Annotated in this window: 20 protein-coding genes; 18 read left to right on the top strand and 2 right to left on the bottom strand. The window is 31.1% G+C overall.

Annotated features, from left to right (window positions below; genetic code table 11):
- Window positions 1-88 precede the first annotated feature (88 nt).
- The 4 genes from KEC48_RS08310 (at window position 89) to KEC48_RS08295 (ending at window position 2,448) form a co-directional block, all read left to right on the top strand.
- Entirely contained in the window at window positions 89-571 is a 483-nt protein-coding gene (locus KEC48_RS08310; RefSeq protein WP_211961926.1) for a PD-(D/E)XK nuclease family transposase, read from the top strand.
- Entirely contained in the window at window positions 561-941 is a 381-nt protein-coding gene (locus KEC48_RS08305) for a hypothetical protein (RefSeq protein ID WP_211961925.1), read from the top strand. The genes KEC48_RS08310 and KEC48_RS08305 overlap by 11 nt, the downstream gene beginning before the upstream one ends.
- A gap of 99 nt (window positions 942-1,040) precedes the next feature.
- Entirely contained in the window at window positions 1,041-1,928 is an 888-nt protein-coding gene (locus tag KEC48_RS08300) for a PD-(D/E)XK nuclease family transposase (RefSeq protein WP_211961924.1), read from the top strand.
- Between the two features lie 163 nt (window positions 1,929-2,091).
- Window positions 2,092-2,448: a molecular chaperone Hsp90 gene (locus KEC48_RS08295; RefSeq protein ID WP_211961923.1), complete on the top strand. Its 357-nt coding sequence runs from the start codon at window positions 2,092-2,094 to the stop codon at window positions 2,446-2,448.
- 19 nt (window positions 2,449-2,467) lie between these two features.
- On the opposite strand, the gene KEC48_RS08290 is transcribed toward KEC48_RS08295, so the two are convergent.
- Together KEC48_RS08290 and KEC48_RS08285 are read right to left on the bottom strand one after the other, a co-directional pair.
- On the bottom strand, window positions 2,468-5,041 hold the full coding sequence (locus KEC48_RS08290) for a cation-translocating P-type ATPase (RefSeq protein ID WP_211965330.1): 2,574 nt from the start codon (window positions 5,039-5,041) through the stop codon (window positions 2,468-2,470).
- Between the two features lie 223 nt (window positions 5,042-5,264).
- A complete protein-coding gene (locus KEC48_RS08285; protein ID WP_211965328.1) occupies window positions 5,265-7,136 on the bottom strand; it encodes a PBP1A family penicillin-binding protein in 1,872 nt (623 codons plus the stop codon).
- A 110-nt stretch (window positions 7,137-7,246) separates the two neighbouring features.
- Here KEC48_RS08285 and KEC48_RS08280 point away from each other — a divergent pair, with 110 nt between their 5' ends.
- From KEC48_RS08280 to KEC48_RS08215, 14 genes are all read left to right on the top strand, one after another.
- A complete protein-coding gene (locus KEC48_RS08280) occupies window positions 7,247-7,642 on the top strand; it encodes a DUF1934 family protein (RefSeq protein ID WP_211965326.1) in 396 nt (131 codons plus the stop codon).
- Entirely contained in the window at window positions 7,639-9,144 is a 1,506-nt protein-coding gene (gene cls, locus KEC48_RS08275; RefSeq protein ID WP_211965324.1) for a cardiolipin synthase, read from the top strand. The genes KEC48_RS08280 and cls overlap by 4 nt, the downstream gene beginning before the upstream one ends.
- A gap of 64 nt (window positions 9,145-9,208) precedes the next feature.
- Complete coding sequence (gene argS / locus KEC48_RS08270; RefSeq protein WP_205090645.1) at window positions 9,209-10,870, top strand: arginine--tRNA ligase; 1,662 nt, start codon at window positions 9,209-9,211, stop codon at window positions 10,868-10,870.
- 9 nt (window positions 10,871-10,879) lie between these two features.
- Window positions 10,880-11,212 carry a DNA-directed RNA polymerase subunit delta gene (gene rpoE / locus KEC48_RS08265; RefSeq protein WP_211965322.1) on the top strand — a complete coding sequence of 111 codons (333 nt, stop codon included), beginning with the start codon at window positions 10,880-10,882 and terminating at the stop codon, window positions 11,210-11,212.
- 822 nt (window positions 11,213-12,034) lie between these two features.
- The gene (locus KEC48_RS08260; RefSeq protein ID WP_205090643.1) at window positions 12,035-12,763 is read left to right on the top strand and encodes an alpha/beta hydrolase; all 729 of its coding nucleotides are present in this window, start codon (window positions 12,035-12,037) and stop codon (window positions 12,761-12,763) included.
- A complete protein-coding gene (gene aroD, locus KEC48_RS08255; protein ID WP_211965320.1) occupies window positions 12,726-13,472 on the top strand; it encodes a type I 3-dehydroquinate dehydratase in 747 nt (248 codons plus the stop codon). The genes KEC48_RS08260 and aroD overlap by 38 nt, the downstream gene beginning before the upstream one ends.
- Window positions 13,465-14,247, top strand: a complete 783-nt coding sequence (locus tag KEC48_RS08250) for an HD domain-containing protein (RefSeq protein ID WP_087359315.1) — start codon at window positions 13,465-13,467, stop codon at window positions 14,245-14,247. Before aroD ends, KEC48_RS08250 begins: the two co-directional genes overlap by 8 nt.
- Window positions 14,244-14,753: a Gx transporter family protein gene (locus tag KEC48_RS08245; RefSeq protein WP_087359313.1), complete on the top strand. Its 510-nt coding sequence runs from the start codon at window positions 14,244-14,246 to the stop codon at window positions 14,751-14,753. Before KEC48_RS08250 ends, KEC48_RS08245 begins: the two co-directional genes overlap by 4 nt.
- Window positions 14,754-14,842: 89 nt before the next feature.
- Window positions 14,843-16,327: a glycerol kinase GlpK gene (gene glpK / locus KEC48_RS08240; protein ID WP_211965318.1), complete on the top strand. Its 1,485-nt coding sequence runs from the start codon at window positions 14,843-14,845 to the stop codon at window positions 16,325-16,327.
- 8 nt (window positions 16,328-16,335) lie between these two features.
- Entirely contained in the window at window positions 16,336-16,803 is a 468-nt protein-coding gene (locus KEC48_RS08235; RefSeq protein ID WP_087359309.1) for an immunoglobulin-like domain-containing protein, read from the top strand.
- A gap of 83 nt (window positions 16,804-16,886) precedes the next feature.
- Complete coding sequence (locus KEC48_RS08230; RefSeq protein ID WP_087359341.1) at window positions 16,887-17,540, top strand: response regulator transcription factor; 654 nt, start codon at window positions 16,887-16,889, stop codon at window positions 17,538-17,540.
- Window positions 17,537-18,955, top strand: a complete 1,419-nt coding sequence (locus tag KEC48_RS08225; protein WP_087359307.1) for a HAMP domain-containing sensor histidine kinase — start codon at window positions 17,537-17,539, stop codon at window positions 18,953-18,955. The genes KEC48_RS08230 and KEC48_RS08225 overlap by 4 nt, the downstream gene beginning before the upstream one ends.
- Window positions 18,942-19,673: a hypothetical protein gene (locus tag KEC48_RS08220; RefSeq protein WP_087359305.1), complete on the top strand. Its 732-nt coding sequence runs from the start codon at window positions 18,942-18,944 to the stop codon at window positions 19,671-19,673. The genes KEC48_RS08225 and KEC48_RS08220 overlap by 14 nt, the downstream gene beginning before the upstream one ends.
- A 101-nt stretch (window positions 19,674-19,774) precedes the next feature.
- Window positions 19,775-21,049: a hypothetical protein gene (locus KEC48_RS08215; protein WP_211965316.1), complete on the top strand. Its 1,275-nt coding sequence runs from the start codon at window positions 19,775-19,777 to the stop codon at window positions 21,047-21,049.

The raw sequence follows: 21,049 nt of genomic DNA, 5'->3' as shown, positions 1-21,049 counted from the left end.
AACTTTGAGTTCCTTTGATATAATAAATAATCGTTCCTTAATATTGAAGATGAAATCAACTATAAAAATCACATGAGGGGCGATATTAGTGAATGAAAGATATCTAGAAGTATTAAATAAATTAAGACCTATTGATGATATTTTTATGAGAATGATATTCAAAGATCATCAATGTGTTGAACTGTTGATGAAGATTATCTTTGGTGAACAGTTTTCACTCAAGAGATTCGAAACGCAGGAAGACCATAAGCAAGTGGTTTATCGATCGGTAGAATTGGATATTGTTGTCTATACGCATGAAGGAGCAGTGATAGGTATAGAGGTAGAAAAAAACAAAGACAATGCTTCACCTATAAGGGCAAGATATCATGCCAGTATATTGGATTGTGATTTGTCTTATCCAAAAGAAGGATGGAAAGAGTTTCCAGAGATATATGTTGTTTTTATATGTGAGGAAGATGTATTAAAAAATGGTAAAATGCTAGACCATATACAAAGATATCGAGAAGATGGCAATGTTTTTAAAGATAAGTTACATTATCATCTATTTAAATGCATCAATGCAGGATGAAACACCATTAGGAAAGCTAATGCATGATATGCTGTGCAATGATCCTGATGACATGTATTATGAGGTTTTAAGAAAAAGAGTGAGTTATTTTAAAAGACAAGAAGGAGGAAAGAGGACAATGTGTGAAGCACTAGAAGAATTAATTACTGAAGCAAAAAAAGAAGGAGAAGATATTGGTGAAAAACGTGGAAAATTAATAGGTGAAGAATACGGAGAAATTAAAAAATTAATGAAATTGTTGTTAAAGAAATTTCCAAATAAAAACTTTGAATGGGTGAAAGAGTGTAGTAAGACACAATTAGAAAAGATTGATGATTATATCTTTTTGAATATAAGCTACAGTGATTTCTATAAATTAGTTCATTCATGACTATCAAAGGGACTTTGAATCCCTTTAATAAGATAAATAATCGTTCCCTAAATATTGAAAGTTTAATCAACTATAAAAATCAAAAAGGAGGAACGATCAATGAATGAAAGATATTTAGAAGTATTAAATAAATTAAGACCTATTGATGATACTTTTATGAGAATGATATTCAGGGATTATCAATGTGTTGAACTGTTGATGAAGATTATCTTTGGTGACCAGTTTTCACTCAAGAGATTTGAAACACAGGAAGACCATAAGCAGGTGGGTTATCGATCGGTGGCATTGGATATTGTTTTGTATACGCATGAAGGAGTCATCATAGGTATAGAGGTTGAAAAAAGCAAGGATAATGCCTCACCATTAAGAGCAAGATATCATGCCAGTGTACTGGATTGTGATCAGTCCTATCCAGGAGAGAAATGGAGTCATTTTCCAGAGATGTATGTTGTCTTTATATGTGAGGAAGATGTATTGAAAACAAATCAATTAGTGAGTCATATTGAACGCTATATTGATAAACATGAACAGTTTAAAGACAAGCTACATATCATTTATTTAAATGCATCTTTGCAGGATGATACACCATTAGGGAAGCTAATGTATGATATGTTGTGCAATGATCCAGATGACATGTATTATGAGGTTTTAAGGAAAAGAGTGAGTTATTTTAAAAAACGCGAAGGAGGAAAGAAGATTATGTGTGAAGCATTAGAAGAATTAGTGAATGAAGCTAAAAAAGAAGGTGAAGAAATTGGAGAAGAACGTGGGAAATTAATAGGTGAAAAACGAGGCGAAGAACGTGGAAAATTAATAGGTGAGAAACAAGGAGAAATCAAGAAGTTGATGAAAATACTGTTGAAGAAATTTCCAAATAAAAACCTTGAATGGATTAAAGATTGCAGTCAGACACAATTAGAAAAGATTGATGATTATATCTTGTTAAATATAAGTTATAATGATTTTTATCAATTAATTCATTCATAACGTTCAAAGGGACTTTAAGTCCCTTTGATATGATCAATAATTATTCCTTAGTATTGAACAAATTATAAAAGATTTGGTGGTGATGATTTTATAAATATTTTTGTTTGTTGGATGTTTTATTGATAGAAATAGTGTAAAATGAGTTTAAGGAGAATTTAGGAATATGAATAAAGAAATTTTAAATGAAGTTGTAGAGTTTTCTCATGAATTATTGAAGACACCAACATGTTGTCAAGAATTAAAGGATGTTGCAAATGAATGGTTAAATGCTATTGGTAGTGAAAATGAAAAAGTAATGACTGAAAAGTATGTTGCTGAATTAAAGGAAGATATTATGCCTATCGAAAATTTAATTGCTTTTGCTGATTCTAAGGCTGGACAAGATTATTTTGGTGAAAAAACTGCAAAAGATATTGTAGTACATAGTAAGGAAATTCAAGCACAAGGGGCTCAATATTGTGATTGTCCAGCTTGTGCTATTGTTGAAAAGATTCTAAAGAAATGTGGAGAAATAAAATAAGCAAGTCGATTTGACTTGCTTATTTTGTAAGCATTTTTCTTGCTTGAATAATAATTGTTGGTAATAATGCAAAACCATAAATGATGAATAATTGTGTAAAAGAAATAGTATGAATCATGAATAATCCATGCATTGCAGGTACAAATAGGATGAAATGAAGTAATCCAAATCCAATAATAAAGGCTATAATACTTGAACGATTTGTAAAGAAACCAATTTTTGTAAGAGGTTGATGGCTACGACAATTAAAACCATGTAATAGACGTGCTAAACAAATTGTTGCAAAAGCCATTGTTGATGCTGTTAAAGGATCACCTTTTAATCCTGTTAAGTAAGCACACATTGTACATATAGCAATGACAATTCCTTCATAACTGATTTGTAAGAATGTCGCTTTATTTAAAATAGAATCATTTGCTTGACGAGGTTTTTCTCTTAAGACATCGTTACGACCAGCTTCCATTCCTATCGCAATAGCTGGTAGAGAATCAGTGATTAAGTTCATAAATAATAAATGTACTGGGAAAAATGGTGTTGGTAATAATAGTAAAGAAGCAATAAAGACACAAATAATTCCTGCAAAGTTACCAGATAATAAATAGTTAATAGCATTTTTGATATTTCTATAAACATTACGCCCTGTAATAACAGCTTTCACAATTGTTGAGAAATTATCATCTGTTAAAATCATATTGGCAGCATCTTTAGATACTTCTGTTCCTGTAATTCCCATTGCAACACCAATATCACTTTGTTTTAAAGCAGGGGCATCATTGACACCATCACCAGTCATTGCGACAATGTCACCACGTTTTTGCCATGCTTTGACAATACGAATTTTATGCTCAGGAGCAACACGGGCATAGACACTGATATGTGTTAATTTTTCATCCAGTTCTTCGTCACTCATTTGATTTAATTGTTGACCATCAATAGATAAATCGCCATCTTCATAGATACCAATCTTTTTAGCAATACTTCTTGCAGTCACAACATGGTCACCGGTAATCATAATCGGTTTAATACCAGCCATTTTACATTTTGCAACAGCATCAGCACTTTCAACTCTTGGTGGATCCATTAAAGAAACCAGACCGACAAATGTTAAGTTATTTTCATCATCTAAAGTGATTTCATCTTTTTGAAAATCTTTATATGCAAAACCTAATACACGTAAACCTTCATTGGCATAATTTTGATTTTGTTGTAGAATTTCATTTTTATAACGTTCAGTTAATGTTTCTTTATGTCCATTGATTAAAATAGTAGAACATCTTTGTAAGATAACATCTGGAGCTCCTTTTGTATAAAGATGGTGAAGTGATGAAACACTCATCAGTTTACGATCAGAATCAAAAGGTAATTCATTTTGACGAATTGCTGAATTTGTAAATTCAGAATTGTTTTGAGTATGCATATGCACTAAATCAATGAGAGCTAATTCTGTTGGATCACCAATTCTTTGATCACCATTGATAACTGCATTATTACATAATAAACAAGCTTTTAAAAGAACTTCATGATCATGTTGATGACTATCTAATTCATTGATTTCTAATAATTTTTGATTTAAATAAAGTGTTTGTGGTGTCATTTTGTTTTGTGTTAATGTTCCTGTTTTATCACTACAGATAACAGATACACAACCTAAACTTTCAACCGAATTTAAATTTTTAATAATTGCATTTTCTTTGACCATCTTTTGAGTACTCATTGATAATACAATCGTTACAATTGAACTTAAAGCTTCTGGAATCGCCGCAACGGCTAAAGCGACCGCAATCATTAAAGCATCTAATAATGATTCATGAGCTAGAAATAGATTTAATGCTAAAACGATGGCACAAATAATCATAATTGCAATAGATAATTTTCCACTAAAATCATCTAAACTCTTTTGTAAAGGTGTTTTACGATCTTTGGCTTCATTAAGCATAGATGCAATTTTTCCAATCTCTGTATCCATACCGATACTTGTGACAATATAACGACCTGTTCCATTTGTGACTAAACTTCCAGAAAAAGCCATGTTTTTTTGATCACCCACAATGACTTCTTCATGAATCGTATCAATCGTTTTGTCAACACTATCCACTTCACCTGTCAATGCACTTTCATTAATCTGTAAAGATGCTGATTCAATAATACGTCCATCGCCACTAACAACATCTCCCGCTTCAATCTGGACAATATCGCCAATTGTCAATTCATTAGAATTTAATTCACATAATTGTCCATCACGCAAAACTTTGACTTTAGGAATAGAAAGCTTCTTTAAACTTTCTAATGATTTTTCAGCTTTTAATGTCTGAACAGTTCCTAAAATCGCATTGACAATAATCACTGCCACAATAACAAAAGTACTTTCCAGCTGTCCACTTAAACCAGAAATAATCGCTGCAATAATTAAAATAATAACAAGTAAATCTTGAAACTGTTTTAAGAAAATCAAAAACGGACTTTCTTTTTTCTTTTCAGCAAGTTCATTTTTTCCATACTTAGCTTGTCGATGACTTGCTTCTTGTGAAGATAAGCCTTCCACAGTTGTATGGGTTTCTTTTAATGTTTCTTCAATACTTTTTTGATAATACATATTTTTTCCTCCATTCATCATCTTCAACAAACAAAAAAGACAAGTTCGCTAAAGATTGTATTCTTTAACGAGTCTTGTCTTTAAGATGCACCAGAATAATAAATTATTCGCGATTGTTGATTACATCACACATATTGTGAGACTACTCCCTCATTGCCATTATATTAACATACTCGTCAAAATATGTAAATAGAAAATCAAAAAACATCTTTTTTATTTGTGTTTAAGAGGATTCCTTAAACCAGAAAACAAGACCGTTTTCCTGATAATCGCCAGTGATAGGATTGATAGGTTTGACTTGAAGTGTGTCCGTTGGTTCATACCATAGATTTTCTTTTTGCAGCTCATTTGCCATTGTCTGGAAAATGACTTTAGGAATACGGGTATCTGAAGTCATATTCATTTCTCGGTTATCATCATATCCCACCCAGCTTAAAAGGGTATATTGAGGATTGTAACCGGCACATAAAGAATCGTAAGGTGTAGAACCAGTTTTGACAGCAAACTTTGTTTTAACAGGATAATTCATCATTGTGGGACTGGCATAGGATTGAAATGATTTTTCAAAGGGAGCAGTTAGTAATTGACTAATCATAAGACAAGTATCTTGTTGAAGTAATTGTTTGTTTTGAGGCTCATATTCATATAAGACATCTCCATTGTTATTGGTGATTTTGGTAATGGTGTGAACTTCATTATAAATGCCTTGATGAGCCAATGTTGTATAAATGGATGAAAAATCATAGATATTGGTATTAAGTGTCCCTAAGGCCAGTGAGGGATGAGGAGAGATATGCTGGTATCCAAATGATGTGAGTGTATTAACGAGTGCCTGTTCTCCTAAAAACATATGCGTTTTAACTGCATAAATATTATCACTAAGAGCGATTGCCTGTGCCATTGTAACATCACCATAGGCATATTTTTTGTTGAAATTGGTAGGAGTATATGTTTTTCCATTTTCTAATTGAAATGTTGTCGGTTCACTTTTGAATTTGGTTGTCGGTGTAAAGCCATTTTCTAAAGCAATATAGTAAAGTAAAGGTTTCATGGTTGAACCAACTTGACGAGAAGCCTGAGTTGCACGATTGAATTGTGATGTCGCATAATCTTTACCACCAACCAAAGCCAAAACACCTGATGTTTGGGTGTTAAGGATAATACTGGCGACTTCTAGTTCATCACGATCTTTCATTTGTTTTTCTACAACATCATTGAGTTGTTGTTGAATTTGAGTATCTAATGTTGTTTGAATATTCAATCCTTGATTGACATATTCATCAGTATAAAACCCCAGTGTTTTTAATTCATTAATTACACAATCTCGATAATAGGGATAGGGACATTGAATAGTAGAAGATGGGTGGGGATTCAATTGAAATGGTGTTGAATATGTTTGATTCGCAATTTGTTGCGTAATTTGATTTTCTTCTACTAAAGCATCTAAAACGATTTTTTGTCTTGCTTTGGCTGCTTTTAAATCTTTAAAAGGTGAATAATATTCTGGACCATTAATGACACCTGCTAACATACTGGCTTCATTTAAATCTAGGTCTATAGGTTTTTTATTAAAGTAATAAAGACTGGCATTTTGAATACCATAAATACCATGACCAAAATAAACAGTATTGATATAGCCTTGTAAAATAGTATCTTTATTATAATGGGTTTCTAAACGAACTGTTAAGAAGGCTTCTTGTATTTTTCTTGACCATGTTTTCTCATTGTTTAAAAACATTAATCGAGCATATTGCTGGGATAGTGTACTGGCTCCTTCGACATGACCTTTAGCACTGATATTGGCTTTTATGACACGTAAAATACCAACTGGATCAAAACCACGATGTTCATAAAAACGATGATCTTCAATGGCGACAATGCTTTTTAAAAAATAAGGTGATACATCTTTTAAGGCGACATCATTGCTTTGTTGTTGAGATTGATAAAATAATTTTTGATTTTGATCATACATTCTGATAATATGGCCACCATTTAAATCGGGGGCTTCAATGAAATAACTGATTGAATAAACACAGATCATAAAAACAAAACCTGCAATGACAATTCTTCTTAACCACTTGATTATTTTTTTCATGTCCATCACCTCATTCTTTCATTCTTGCCGAAAAAGATCATTCTATTCATTGGAGAAATAAAACGTGACTTTTCTTTTCAGATTTTGATATAATGGAGGCGGTGATAAAAATGAATCAAACAAAACAAGTTCATTATAAAGCTATTTTTAAACAAGGTGATGAAAAACAGACTATAGAATATAAAGTGGACGGATGGATTGATTATGGTCAAAAAACAAGACTATATTTTCAAACAGATCAGGGAAAGATTCAAATTTCTTTTGATGAGGTTGAAGTTCATCTACAAAATGGAGATTCACTGTTAAGATTTCATAAGGAAAAGAAGGTATGGAATCATTATCAATTACCTTATGGAACAGTGGAATTAAAAACAGAACTTCTGAAATTTAAAGCATCTTCACAGATGATTCAAATGAAATATGCCTTATATGATCATCAAGGAATGATTTCTATGGTTTATATCATGATTACACTTAAAGATTATCCCATAAAGGTGGATGCATGAAGTTTCTCAAGATTTTTTTAAATCGTATTTTTATTTTTAGTATATGTATCTTTCTACAGATGATTTGGATAATTTTTGCAGGCAGGGAATTATGGACACATTATTCATGGATTTATCCTTTGATGTATATTATCAGTTTTCTTGTGGTTTTAGGTTTAGTGAGTAAAGATGAAAATCCTTCATATAAAACAGTGTGGATTATTGTCATTTTATTGTTTCCTATGTTTGGAGGATTATTATATTTATGCATTGGAAATAAGAAACCATCGAGAAAGATTAGAAAAATGTTAGAACCTGTTATGGATGAAATGCGTCCTTATATGATTTTAGAAGATGATGTCTGTGATTGTTTAGATCCAGATAAAAAAGATGGTTTGCATTATTTATCTGATTTAGGATATGGAACATATTTACAGACACAATGTCGTTATTATTCTTTAGGAGATTATTGTTATAGGGATTTGTTGAAGGATATTAAAGAAGCGAAAAGATATATTTTTATGGAATATTTTATTGTTTCTCAAGGTTTGATGTTTCAACAGATTTTAGATTTACTGAAAAGAAAGGTTCAAGAGGGTGTTGAAGTTCGTTTGATATATGATGATGTAGGAAGTTTGACAACTTTGCCTTATCATTTTGAAAAAGAACTGGAAAAGATGGGTATACAATGTGTTGTCTTTAATCCTTTTGTTCCTTTTTTATCGGTTGCGATGAATCATCGTGATCATCGTAAAATATGTATTATTGATGGATATATTGGTTATAGTGGTGGTTTTAATCTGGCTGATGAGTATATCAATGTGAAAATGCGTTTTGGTCATTGGAAGGATACAGGAATGCGTTTAGAGGGAAAAGGTGTCTGGAATCTGACAACGATGTTTTTATCAACATGGAATGCTTATCGACATCAAGATCAAAATTATTTGCTTTATCTTCCAGAGATTTTACCACCCATCCAAAATGATGGTTATGTGGTTGTTTATGGTGATTCACCTGTGGATCATGAAGAAACGGGAGAACATATTTATTTAAATATGATTAATCAGGCACAAAATGAGATATGGATTATGACACCTTATTTTATTATTGATGATACGATGATGAAGGCTTTTTTATTGGCAAGAAAAAAAGGTGTTCGTGTTCATATTATTACACCGGGTATTCCTGATAAGAAAAATGTATATCACGTGACACGTTCTTTTTATTATTCTTTAATGAAAGCTGGTGTAGAATTCTATGAATATCAACCAGGTTTTTTACATGCGAAAATGGTTTTATGTGACCAGAGAATTGCCACTGTTGGAACGATTAATTTCGATTATCGTAGCCTTTATTTACATTTTGAATGTAACATCATGTTGACACAAAAGTCTGTCATTCAAGAGATTTCACGTGATTTTCAGGAAACCTTTGCCTTATCACAAAAAGTCACACTCAGTGAGAGTCGTCGTTTCAAAGGAATATATGAAGCTATTTTAAGATTATTTGCACCTTTAATGTAGAAAAAATGTTGACTATATCGTTAAATATGATATTGTATTAAAAGTATGGAAGAAGGAGGGTACCATGGCAATTAATAAAATAGAACTTTCATTAAAGAAGGTCATACAAAAAGCGGTTGTTGATTTAAAATTTGTGGAAGATTATCCACTTGAACAAATTGTAATAGAAATTCCTAAAGATAAAGCACATGGTGATTATTCGACAAATATTGCGATGCAACTTACAAAAGTGTTAAGAAGAAATCCTCGCGAGATTGCACAAGCTGTGATTGATGCATTAGATTTAGAAGCAGGACATATTGAACATGTAGAAATGGCAGGTCCGGGATTTATTAACTTGTTTTTAAGAAAAGATGCAATGACTTCAGTTATTCAGGAAGTTTTAACTGAACAGGATCATTTTGGTTGTTCTGATTATGGACAGGGTATTCGATATAATATTGAATTTGTATCAGCGAATCCTACTGGAGATCTTCATTTAGGACATGCGAAGGGGGCTGCTGTTGGTGATAGTATCTGTCGTATCATGAAAGCAGCTGGTTATGATGTCACAAGTGAGTATTATATTAATGATGCAGGAAATCAGATTACGAATTTAGCGTTGTCTTTATATGCCAGATATTTACAGGCTTTTGGTAAAGAAGCCAAGTTACCTGAAGATGGATATCATGGTGCAGATATTATACAGATTGCTGAAAACTTAAAGGAAGAATATGGTGATCGTTTTTTAAATGTTTCTCAAGAAGAAGCCATTGCTTATTTTAGAAAAATTGGAACAGAACATGAATTACAAAAAATTAAAGATATATTAAAAGAATTTAGAGTTGTTCATGATGTCTGGTTTAGTGAAACTTCATTATATGAAAATAATAAGATTGAACCAACCATTCAAAAATTAAAAGATCAAGGATATACTTATGAAAGTGATGGTGCTTTATGGTTTAAATCAACTGAATTTGGTGATGACAAAGATCGTGTCCTTATTAAAAGTGATGGAAGTTATACATATTTAACACCTGATATTGCATATCATTTAAATAAGTTAGATCGTGGTTATGAATATTTGGTGGATTTATTAGGTGCTGATCATCATGGTTATATTCAACGTATGAAAGCAGCTATTCAAGCTTTAGGATATAATGCTGATCAGTTAAACATTGATATTATGCAGATGGTTCGTATGGTTGAAAATGGAGAAGTTGTGAAAATGAGTAAGCGTACGGGAAATGCAGTGACAATTAAGGATTTAATTGAAGATATTGGTGTGGATGCTACACGTTATTTCTTTGTATCTAAAGCAGCAAGTTCACCATTTGATTTTGATTTATCACTTGCTAAGTCAAAATCCAATGATAATCCTGTCTATTATGCACAATATGCCCATGCTAGAATGTGCTCTATTGAAAGACAGGCAGCTCAGGCAGGAATTGAAATGGCTGATCATTATGAATTACTTGTCCATGAAAAAGAAATTGAACTTGTTAAACATATCAATGAATTTAGAAATGAAATTGTTGAAAGTGCAAAACAAAGAGCACCTCATAAAATCGCAAATTATATTCAAAAACTTGCACAATTATTCCATTCGTTCTATAATGATTGTTATGTTATTGATGAAAATCATTTAGATTTATCATCACAAAGATTAGCTTTAGTAAAAGCAACACAAATCACTTTAAAGAATGCATTAAATTTAATTGGTGTTGAAGCACCAGAAAAAATGTAGGAGGATATTATGGTTGATTATAAACAGAGTTCAATGGTAGATGTTGCCTATGATTTGATGACAAAAAAGAAAAAACCGGTAGATTTTTATAAATTATGGCAGGAAGTTTCTGAAATTAAAGGTTTTGGTCAAAATGATCAGGAAGAAAATGAATCATTGTTTTATACAAATATAACGTTAGATGGACGTTTTATTACAGTAGGAGAAAATCGCTGGGATTTAAGAAGTCGTCATAAGTTTGATGAAGTGCATATTGATATGAATGATATTTATGCAGATGATGAAGAAGATACATCAGATGATGATGGTGACGATGGTTTAATTGAAGATGATTATAATTAAACAAGCTCTTCTGAGCTTGTTTTTGTGTGCAATAAAATCTATATAGATGGTCTATAATCAAAAAAGATTGACTGTAGGGATTATGTGAAAACATCTTGTATAATAGAAATGCAGTCTGGAAACTAACATACAGTGGAATTATGTAAGCAAGTGAGTAAGAATGCTTGTCTGTATAAACATATTAACGAAGCTGATAAATATTTATTTTATACTTTCATTAATTTATATAAAAAGAACCTACATTATCATAGTATTTAAATAATGTGGTTCTTTATAAAATGAAAGTGATTTCTTATTGATGGTCCATTTTCCGTTTCGAGATGAACCCTCACGTTTGACTATCTTAGATGATTTCAATTTATTAAATAATCTTTTTACGGTTGCTTCAGAAATACATATTCTTTATAAGTCAATGTTGGATATTTATGAATAAGTTTTAATAGGTTCATTGATTGATAATCAAGGTCAACATTAAGGTCATTAAGGTCAGTATCATGAATTTGACTTCTATAAATATTAATTCTTAAGTCAATATCTCCACCGATAAACTCTGGTTCTTTTAACCCGGCGTTTAAAACTGTGTTAATAATAGAAAATATGCAGATGTTTTTTTTAAATTTTTAAAAGTATAAAAGTGGTTAAGTTAATGAAAAACATGACATAAAATGATAACAAATAAAGTATCAAAAATACCGAAACGAAAAGTTATATGTAGAGAAATGTCCGTGTTTTCTCAGTTTTTTCTATCTCATTTGACTTGTTTTAAAGAAAGTGTTTTACTCAACAAGAAAAAATGATTATAATGATAAAAGGTGAATAGAAATGAAAGATATTTATTATCAAATTAGTGGAGAAGGTTTTCCTATTGTATTCTTACATGGCAATGGGGAAGACCATCATATATTTGATCAGGCTGTTTTACAGTTATCAAAACAGTATCAATGTATTTGTATTGATTCACGTTATCATGGTCAAAGTATTCACGCTGGGGAATTATCCTATCAACAAATGGCTAAAGATGTAATGGGTGTTGTAGATGAATTAAAATTGGAAGCTTATGATATCATTGGATTTAGTGATGGAGCTATTATTGCTTTATTATTAGCTCAATGTGATTTACGTTTAAAACATGTTGTGAGTATTGGGGCGAATACCAAACCTTGCTATATCAAATCTTTTTATCGATTAACATTTTATTTACAAATGCTTTGTTTAGCTGTTTTTGCATTATATCAAAAGAAAGCTAGACTCACATTGAAGTTGTATCGATTGATGTTAACACAACCACAGATTGAATATCAACAATTACATCAAATTCGTATCCCTGTTCTTGTTTTGGCAGGTGAATTTGATATGATTAAAGAATATGATACAAAACAAATAGCAAAAGCATTGCCTTATGGTATTCAAAAAATAATAAAACATGGCAATCATTTTTTATTACGAGATTCTTTTTTAGAAACGATGAAAGAAATTTGTTTATTTTTAGATGCTTGTCATCAGGAGGAAAGTCATGAAAATATGTCAGGTACGCCAATTAACAATAGGTGAAGGAAAACCTAAAATTTGTGTTCCTGTTGTTGAAACAACAACAGAAAAGATCATCCAGCAAATACAAGAACTACAAAATTGTGATCTTATTGAATTAAGAATTGATTTTTATGAAAACATCCATGATTTGAAACAAGTTCATGAATTATTATTGCAGGTAAGACAACAGACGAATCTACCACTTTTATTGACGTATCGTTCTTTAAAAGAGGGTGGACACATTCAACTGAGTGATCAAGAATATTTATCACTGGTTCAAACAGCTTGTCAAAGTGGGTGTATTGATATTGTAGATATTGAACTGGAAAGTGGGAATATGTTAGTTTATCAGTTGGTTGAAATCGCTCATCAAAATCATGTGAAGGTGTTGATGTCTTACCATGATTTTGAAAAAACACCAGCTGTGATGGAAATGAAAGAGCGTCTGGAAAAGATGGAAATTATGGGAGCAGATATTTGTAAAATAGCTGTTATGCCTTTTTCTTATAAAGATGTGATTCAGTTACTGAATACAACAATGGAAATGTCACAAAGGCTCACAAGACCACTTGTGACAATGTCAATGGGAAAGATCGGAAAAATCACAAGAATTGTGGGAGAACTGGTTGGTTCATCTATTACTTTTGCCAGTGTAGGACAATCTTCAGCACCGGGACAACTCACTTTAGAAGATATGCAGACTTTATTGGAGGTTATTCATCATGATTGATTTTATTCAGGCTCAAAAAGCTTTTCAAAATTATATTAGCTCTTATGATATGACCATTCCTTCTATTCGTTTGAAAGTCGTGCATACATATAAAGTTGTAGAATGTTGTGAATATTTATGTCAACATTTACATTTGTCTAAAGAAGATACAGATTTAGCGATGTTGATTGCTTTATTGCATGATATTGGACGTTTTGAACAATGGATGCAATATCAAAGTTTTGCTGATCATAAAACCATTGATCATGCTTTATTTTCAAGTCAGTTATTATTTGGTAAAGGATTGATTCGTGAATTTATTTCTGACTCTCAATATGATGACATTATCAAAAATGCAATAGAACAGCATAATCGTTATCGTATAGAAGATGGTTTTGATGAGCGTACATTATTATTTATTCATTTAATAAGAGATGGAGATAAATTAGATAATTTTAGGGTCAAGGAAGAAGAAAGAATAGAGGATCTTTTATATGTCAGTTTAGAACAGGTCAATCAGGAATCTATTTCAGATAAGATTTATCAACAATTTTTACATGAACAATTGATATATGCTCCTGACCGACAGACACATATAGATATGTGGTTATCTTACATTGCCTTTATCTTTGATTTGTATTATCCATGTTCTGTTCAATATATTCAAGAATATCATTGGGTTGAGCGTTCTTTTGATCGTTTATCACCAGTCAATCCTCATGTTTATCAACAATATATGACATTAAAACAAATAGCTTTAGATTATATTCAAAAAAGGAGTAACAATGTAGTATGAATCATAAAAAAACAAGAAAAATGATCTATTTGGCTTTATTAAGTGCTATTGCGATTGTTTTACATACAGTGGAAGCGATGATTCCTGTTCCATTACCAGTAGGAGCAAAACTAGGACTGGCCAATATTATTTCATTGGTTGTTGTTCATCTTTATGGTGTCAAAGAAATGTTTATTGTTAATATTTTTAGAGTTTTTGTTTCTAGTTTATTAACTGGTATATTTATGCAAAATCCTTTCTTTATTAGTTGTGGTGGAGTCTTTTTAAGTAGTTTAGCTTTAGCAATTATTTATAAATTTATTCAATTACCAATGGTATCTACATCTATTGTTTCAGCTATTTTTCATAATATCGGACAAGTGGCCGTCGTATCTTTTATATTTTCTTTTGCAGGTATTATGATTTATGTTATACCCTTGTTGATAACATCCATCCCTACAGGGATTTTGACAGGATTAGTTGCCATTGAAATATTAAAACGTGTCAAAAAAGAACAAATTCAATGATGAAAATATTTTCATGGAATGAGCGATTGATGTAGAATCAGTCGTTTTTTATTATCAGATTTGATACAATAGATGTAGGAGGTTAGCTTATGGAAGAATATATTTTAGCAATTGATCAAGGTACAACGAGTACCAGAGCCATATTGTTTGATCAAAATGGACAATTATGTTATATGCAACAAAGAGAATTTAAACAATATTTTCCACATTCAGGATGGGTAGAACATGATGCTAAGGAAATATGGAATTCGGTTGTAGAAGTTGTGCAATCTTTATTTACAATCTATAATATTCGCTCGAGTCAAATTAAAGCCATTGGTATTACAAATCAAAGAGAAACAACGGTTGTATGGGATAAAACAACAGGTGAACCTGTCTATCATGCAATTGTATGGCAATCACGACAATCACAGGATATTTGTAATCAGCTGATTAAAGATGGCTATAGTCCAATGATTCAAGATAAAACAGGTTTGATCATTAATCCTTATTTTAGTGCCAGTAAAATAAGATGGATTTTAGATCATGTTGAAAATATGAATAAAGATCATCTTTTGTTTGGGACAATTGATACATGGCTGATTTGGAAATTAACGGGAGGAAAAGTCCATGCGACAGATTATACCAATGCATCAAGAACTTTGCTTTATAATATTTATGATTTAAAATGGGATGATGATTTATTGAAACTCTTTGATATTCCTAAAACAATGTTACCAGAAGTCAAAGAATCATCTTGTATTTATGGGTATAGTGATGAAACGTTATTAAGTGGTCTACATTTTAGAGCGCCTATCTGTGGGGTAGCAGGAGATCAACAGGCTTCTTTGTTTGGACATACATGTTTTCAATCAGGTGACATCAAAAATACTTATGGAACAGGATGTTTTATTTTAATGAATACAGGTGAAAAACCGGTCGTTTCACATCATGGTTTACTCACAACGATTGCTTGGGGAATGAATGGTCAAATGACTTATGCTTTAGAAGGTTCAGTTTTTATTGGTGGTAGTGTGATGCAATGGTTAAGAGATGGTTTACAGTTATTTGCTCATGTCAGTGAAACAGAAGCGATGGCCAAATCTCTAGATGATAATGAGGGTGTTTATCTAGTACCTGCGTTTGTTGGACTAGGAACACCATACTGGGATAATGATGTAAGAGGCACAATTTTTGGTTTAACACGAGGGACAACACGTCAGCATATTGTTCGTGCAGCATTGGAATCCATTGCTTATCAAAGTCGTGATGTGATAGAAGTCATGAAAAAAGAGGCACATCTGACATTAACACATTTATCTGTTGATGGTGGAGCAACTGACAATGAGTTTTTAATGCAGTATCAAAGTGATCTTTTAAATATTGATATTATGAAACCACAAGTCAAAGAAACAACAGCTTTAGGAGCAGCTTATCTGGCTGGATTAGCGATTGGTTTTTATGAAAGTCAAGAAGCTATTAAAAGTAGACATCTCATTTCAAAGACTTATCATTCGCAAATGGATTCTCAAAAAGCTTTACAATATTATCAACAATGGCAAAAAGCAATTGCGGCAACATGTTTATTTAAATAGGAGTATTTATGAAAAAAATTTTAATTGTATGTTTATTATGTTTAATGATTGTAGGATGTCAAGAAACACAAAAGTCATCTGTCTCTAAGTCAGAATCATCGCTACAATTAGTGGAAACAGATGATTCTTGGGGCATTGTTCTTAATGTTGACAATGTAACAGATACGGGTTTAACGTTGATTTGTAGTCAAAATGGTGGAGAAGTCACAGGAGATTTGCAAACGGGAGAGAAGTATTGGGTTGAAGAAAAGAGAGATGGAAAGTGGCAGGAACTTCCTACACCTCAAAAACCTGTCTGGTCAGATGTGAGTTACACTATTCAAAAACAGGATTTTACACATTGGGATATCCAATGGGAAGATCTCTATGGTTCTTTGTCAAATGGTGAATATCGTATTGGTAAGGAAATACAGGATTTTAGAGGTGGCAGTGATTATGATGAAAAAGCATATTATAGTGAATTTGTTATTCAATAAAGTTTACGCTCAGTCGTAAGCTTTTTTTATGATACAATAATGATACAACTTTTTGATATGATTTTATGTGAGGGGTGATGATATTGAAAATATTAATTGTAGAAGATGAAATGGCGATTAGAGATTTAATTGGAATGAATTTAACAAGAGCGGGTTATCAATGCGATTATGCTCAAAATGGAAAAGAAGGGTCTATACTGATTGATTATCACCACTATGATTTAATTTTATTAGATATTATGTTACCTTTTATTGATGGATACGAATTGATGCAGTATATTAAGCCACAAAATGTTCCCGTCATTTTTATCAGTGCTAAATCAACAGTGGAAGAAAGAGTAAAAGGATTAAAAATGGGAGCAGATGATTATTTGGTAAAACCATTTTCTATTGATGAGCTACTAGCAAGAGTGGAAAGTGTTTTAAGACGTTACCATAAAAGCTTAAATGAGATAAAAGTTTTAGATATTACAATTGACCTTAATCAAAGACTAGTGATACAAAACGGAAAGAGAATCTATCTAACACACATGGAATATGAATTATTACTTTTTTTAGTTCAAAATAAAAATATTGCATTATATAGAGATGTATTATATCAAAAAGTCTGGAATGATGATAAGGAAGAAACAAGAACTTTAGATTTACATATTCAAAGATTACGTAAAAAATTAAACTGGCAACATGCTATTAAAACAGTTTATCGTATAGGCTATATGTTGGAGGTACAACAATGAAGTTTTCTGAAAAAATTATATATAGCTGTCTGGTAATTTTAGCAATCATGTTTTCAATAGGAATGTTATTGATGATTTATCAAAATCATGTAACGCTTTTAAAAACAACACGTGATCAATATTTATCACACCATCAAATTGAGCTTTACACATTAGAATCAAGACTATTTCAGGATAGTATAAGTCTTCAAGGATATTATTCAAAAGATAACCAGCAAATTCAAAATAAGATGATTTATTATGTTCAACAGTTTCAAGATGTTGAAAAAAATGGATATTATGCTTTGATACATGATAATAATCAAATATTATATACAGATATGAATGAAAATTTGAAGCCTTATATTTCATCAGAACATAATCACACCTATTTTATGCAATCAATACAAAAGAATCAATATATGTTTGTGACTTCTTCTTTTACTGTAGGGACAGATATTTATTATCTTGAAACGTGCTATGATATGTCTTTTGTATATAAGGAAAGAGATAGACAATTACAAAGTTTTTTAATCATTGGATGTTTCTTGCTTATTGGGGCTTCCTTCATTTTAAAAGTTCTTTCTCATTATTTAACACGTTCTATTTTAAAATTGAATGAAGTATCAAAAAGAATAGCAAGTGGGCAATATAGTGAAAGAACATGTATTCAAAGTCAAGATGAGATTGGTGAGTTATCACAGAGTTTTGACTATATGGCACAAATGAATGAACAACGCATTCAACAATTACAAGATAATGTTGTTCAAAAAGAAGAATTTATGGCAAGTTTTTCTCATGAAATTAAAACACCAATGACAGCTATTTTAGGATTTGCAGATTTATTAAGGACTTGTGATTGTGATGAGGAAACAAGACAAAAAGCAGCTCAATATATTTATCATGAGGGAAGACGTCTAGAAAGCTTAGCATATACTTTAATGGATTTATTAGCTTTAAATAATCGAACGATTCAATGGCAATGTGTAAAAATAAAAGATGTGATAAAACAAATTAAAAACTATTATCTCGGTCAAAATAAACAAGAGCGTTTAATCATAGACTATGATGATGTTTGTGTATTATCACAAGAAGAGTTATTATTTGTATTGTTGAGAAACTTGATTGATAATGCATTGAAAGCAAGTCAAGATAATCAATATGTTAAGGTGAGTATTCACAAGTGTCAACAGCATGTTATTTTTTCTATTCGTGATCAGGGGATTGGTATGAGTCAAGAAGCGATAGAAAAGGCAACAGAACCATTCTATATGGCAGATAAATCTCGTTCTCGCTCTATGGGTGGTGCAGGATTAGGATTAACCATTGTCAAACGTATTCTAGAATTACATCATAGTTCCTTGCAAATTCAATCGCAGCTTAATAATGGAACAACGATGTCTTTTGCTTTGGAGGTCAATCATGAAAAAATATAAAATCAAAATCATATGTTTTCTTATTATATCATTATCACTGGCTATGCCTTATATTGTTGTCTATAGCATAGATTATTATGATTTTTCACATATTAAAACAATAGAAACAACAAATTTGAAAAAAATTATTGAAAATCACCCTATAGTGCAAGCTATCTATAATGATTATTATTCCAATGATCATAATGAGAATTCACCACAATACGTTGTGAAAAATAAAGAACTTTATAGTCAGTCTGCTCAAAAGAGAATCACAGAGTTACAAAATATTTTTTCAAGAGAAATTGAAAAATTAATGCAATACAAAGTGATTGATCAGGATATACTAGAAACAAGTCAAGATCGATATCCTATTACTTTTGGAACAATTTATGATCAAAAAGACCCTTATTTGGATCAGCTTTTAAGGATGGATAAAGATTATAAAAATATATCTTTTTCATGTGAAAAAGATACGGAAAAAATTGATAGTATTATGGTAGTAGATGCAAATGGGAAAAATTATACTGAAAAGCAATGTCAAAATATGGCTTGGCATATGATTGAGTATTTAGAGTTGGATGATATTGAAGATTGGTCATACAACCAATATGGTTATGAGTCACAGATTTTAAAAATAAGAGTTTATTGTCAAAATGATCAAGAACCAGAATCAATGCAGTTATCAATAGGTGTTCAATTATTGGGAACACCTGAAACTATTATAAATATTAAGTAAAGATATGAATTATGGAGTTCTTTTAAAACAACATTGAAAAGAACTCTTTTTTTACAATTTAGATACATCTTATTGTTATGATGAATGTGGGGTGAAAAAGTATGAAAAAGATATTAATGATTTTATGTTTTATATTGTTATGCGGATGTCAGCAAAATGAAATAGGAACTGACCATAAAACGAATATCCAAAAAGAAAATTTAACGATGAAAGATAGGCGATATACAACATATGGTGATGGAAATGACAAAGGTTTTTATCGTATTCATAATGATGGTGAAAATAGTCGATTAGCTTATTGTGATTATCAAACACATCAGGAAGTTTATTTATGTAAGCAATCAGGCTGTGAACACAAAGATGAAAACTGTACATCTTATCTTTCACCATTTGATTCTATGAGCTCTTTATTTGTGTATGGGAATCATTTATATATGATGAATAGTACCGGATCTATGGAAATAAATGCTTTAGGAGAAAGTCAACGAACAGGACCACAAATGGCCAAAATGGATTTAGATGGTCAAAATCGCCAAGTCTTATATCATTGTCAAGATGGTTATCATTTTGTGGATACAAATTGTGCTTTTGATTCTCAATATGTTTATGTCATTATGGGAAAGGAAAAAGAATATAAGATGAATGGAGATAATACTATTGTTACAGATGAAGCAAGAGGGTTGTATCGTATCCATTTAGAAAGTGGAAAGTGTGAAAAAGTATGTGATGCACCAGATATGATGATTGCAGGTGTTGATGGTAGAAAACTTATTTTAGAAGGCTTTGATTATCCTGAAAATATAACCGAATATCTAGAACAAGGGAATACTCAAAAATATGATGAAATATGTATGAATGCAAAGACTATTTTTACAAGTGTTGATGTTGATACAAAAGATATGTATAGAGTATCACAAAAATTTGATGATTATGATTTATGTGATGGTAAAAAAATATATTATCGTGATGGTGAAAAATTAAATATGTATGATATAAAAACACAGGAAATAAAAACATTGATGAGTTTACCACAAAATCATCAATATTATTTCTCTGATATAGTGGATGATTATATCGTATTGATGGAATATGATGATGAAAATGAAGTTTATTCACATATGTATGCCATTGATGTTCATTCACCCAAAATGATTGAATTACATCATTATACTAGAAAACCAACAGAAGCAGTAACGATTTTAGCTCAAATGCATGATAATCTATTAGTCCAATATGATCGTATTGGACATGATGAAAAGACATGGGCAGGAACAATGCAATTCGAGGTTGATAAGACATTTATTGGTTGTATTTCTAAAAAAGATTTTCTCAACGATCAAAATGAATATCAAACGATAAAGCAGATAGGTGATTAG

Origin of the sequence: Clostridium sp. C1, assembly GCF_018223625.1 — a bacterium.
Lineage (GTDB): Bacteria > Bacillota_I > Bacilli_A > Erysipelotrichales > Coprobacillaceae > Allocoprobacillus.
This window is presented reverse-complemented; position numbering and strand designations above follow the sequence as displayed.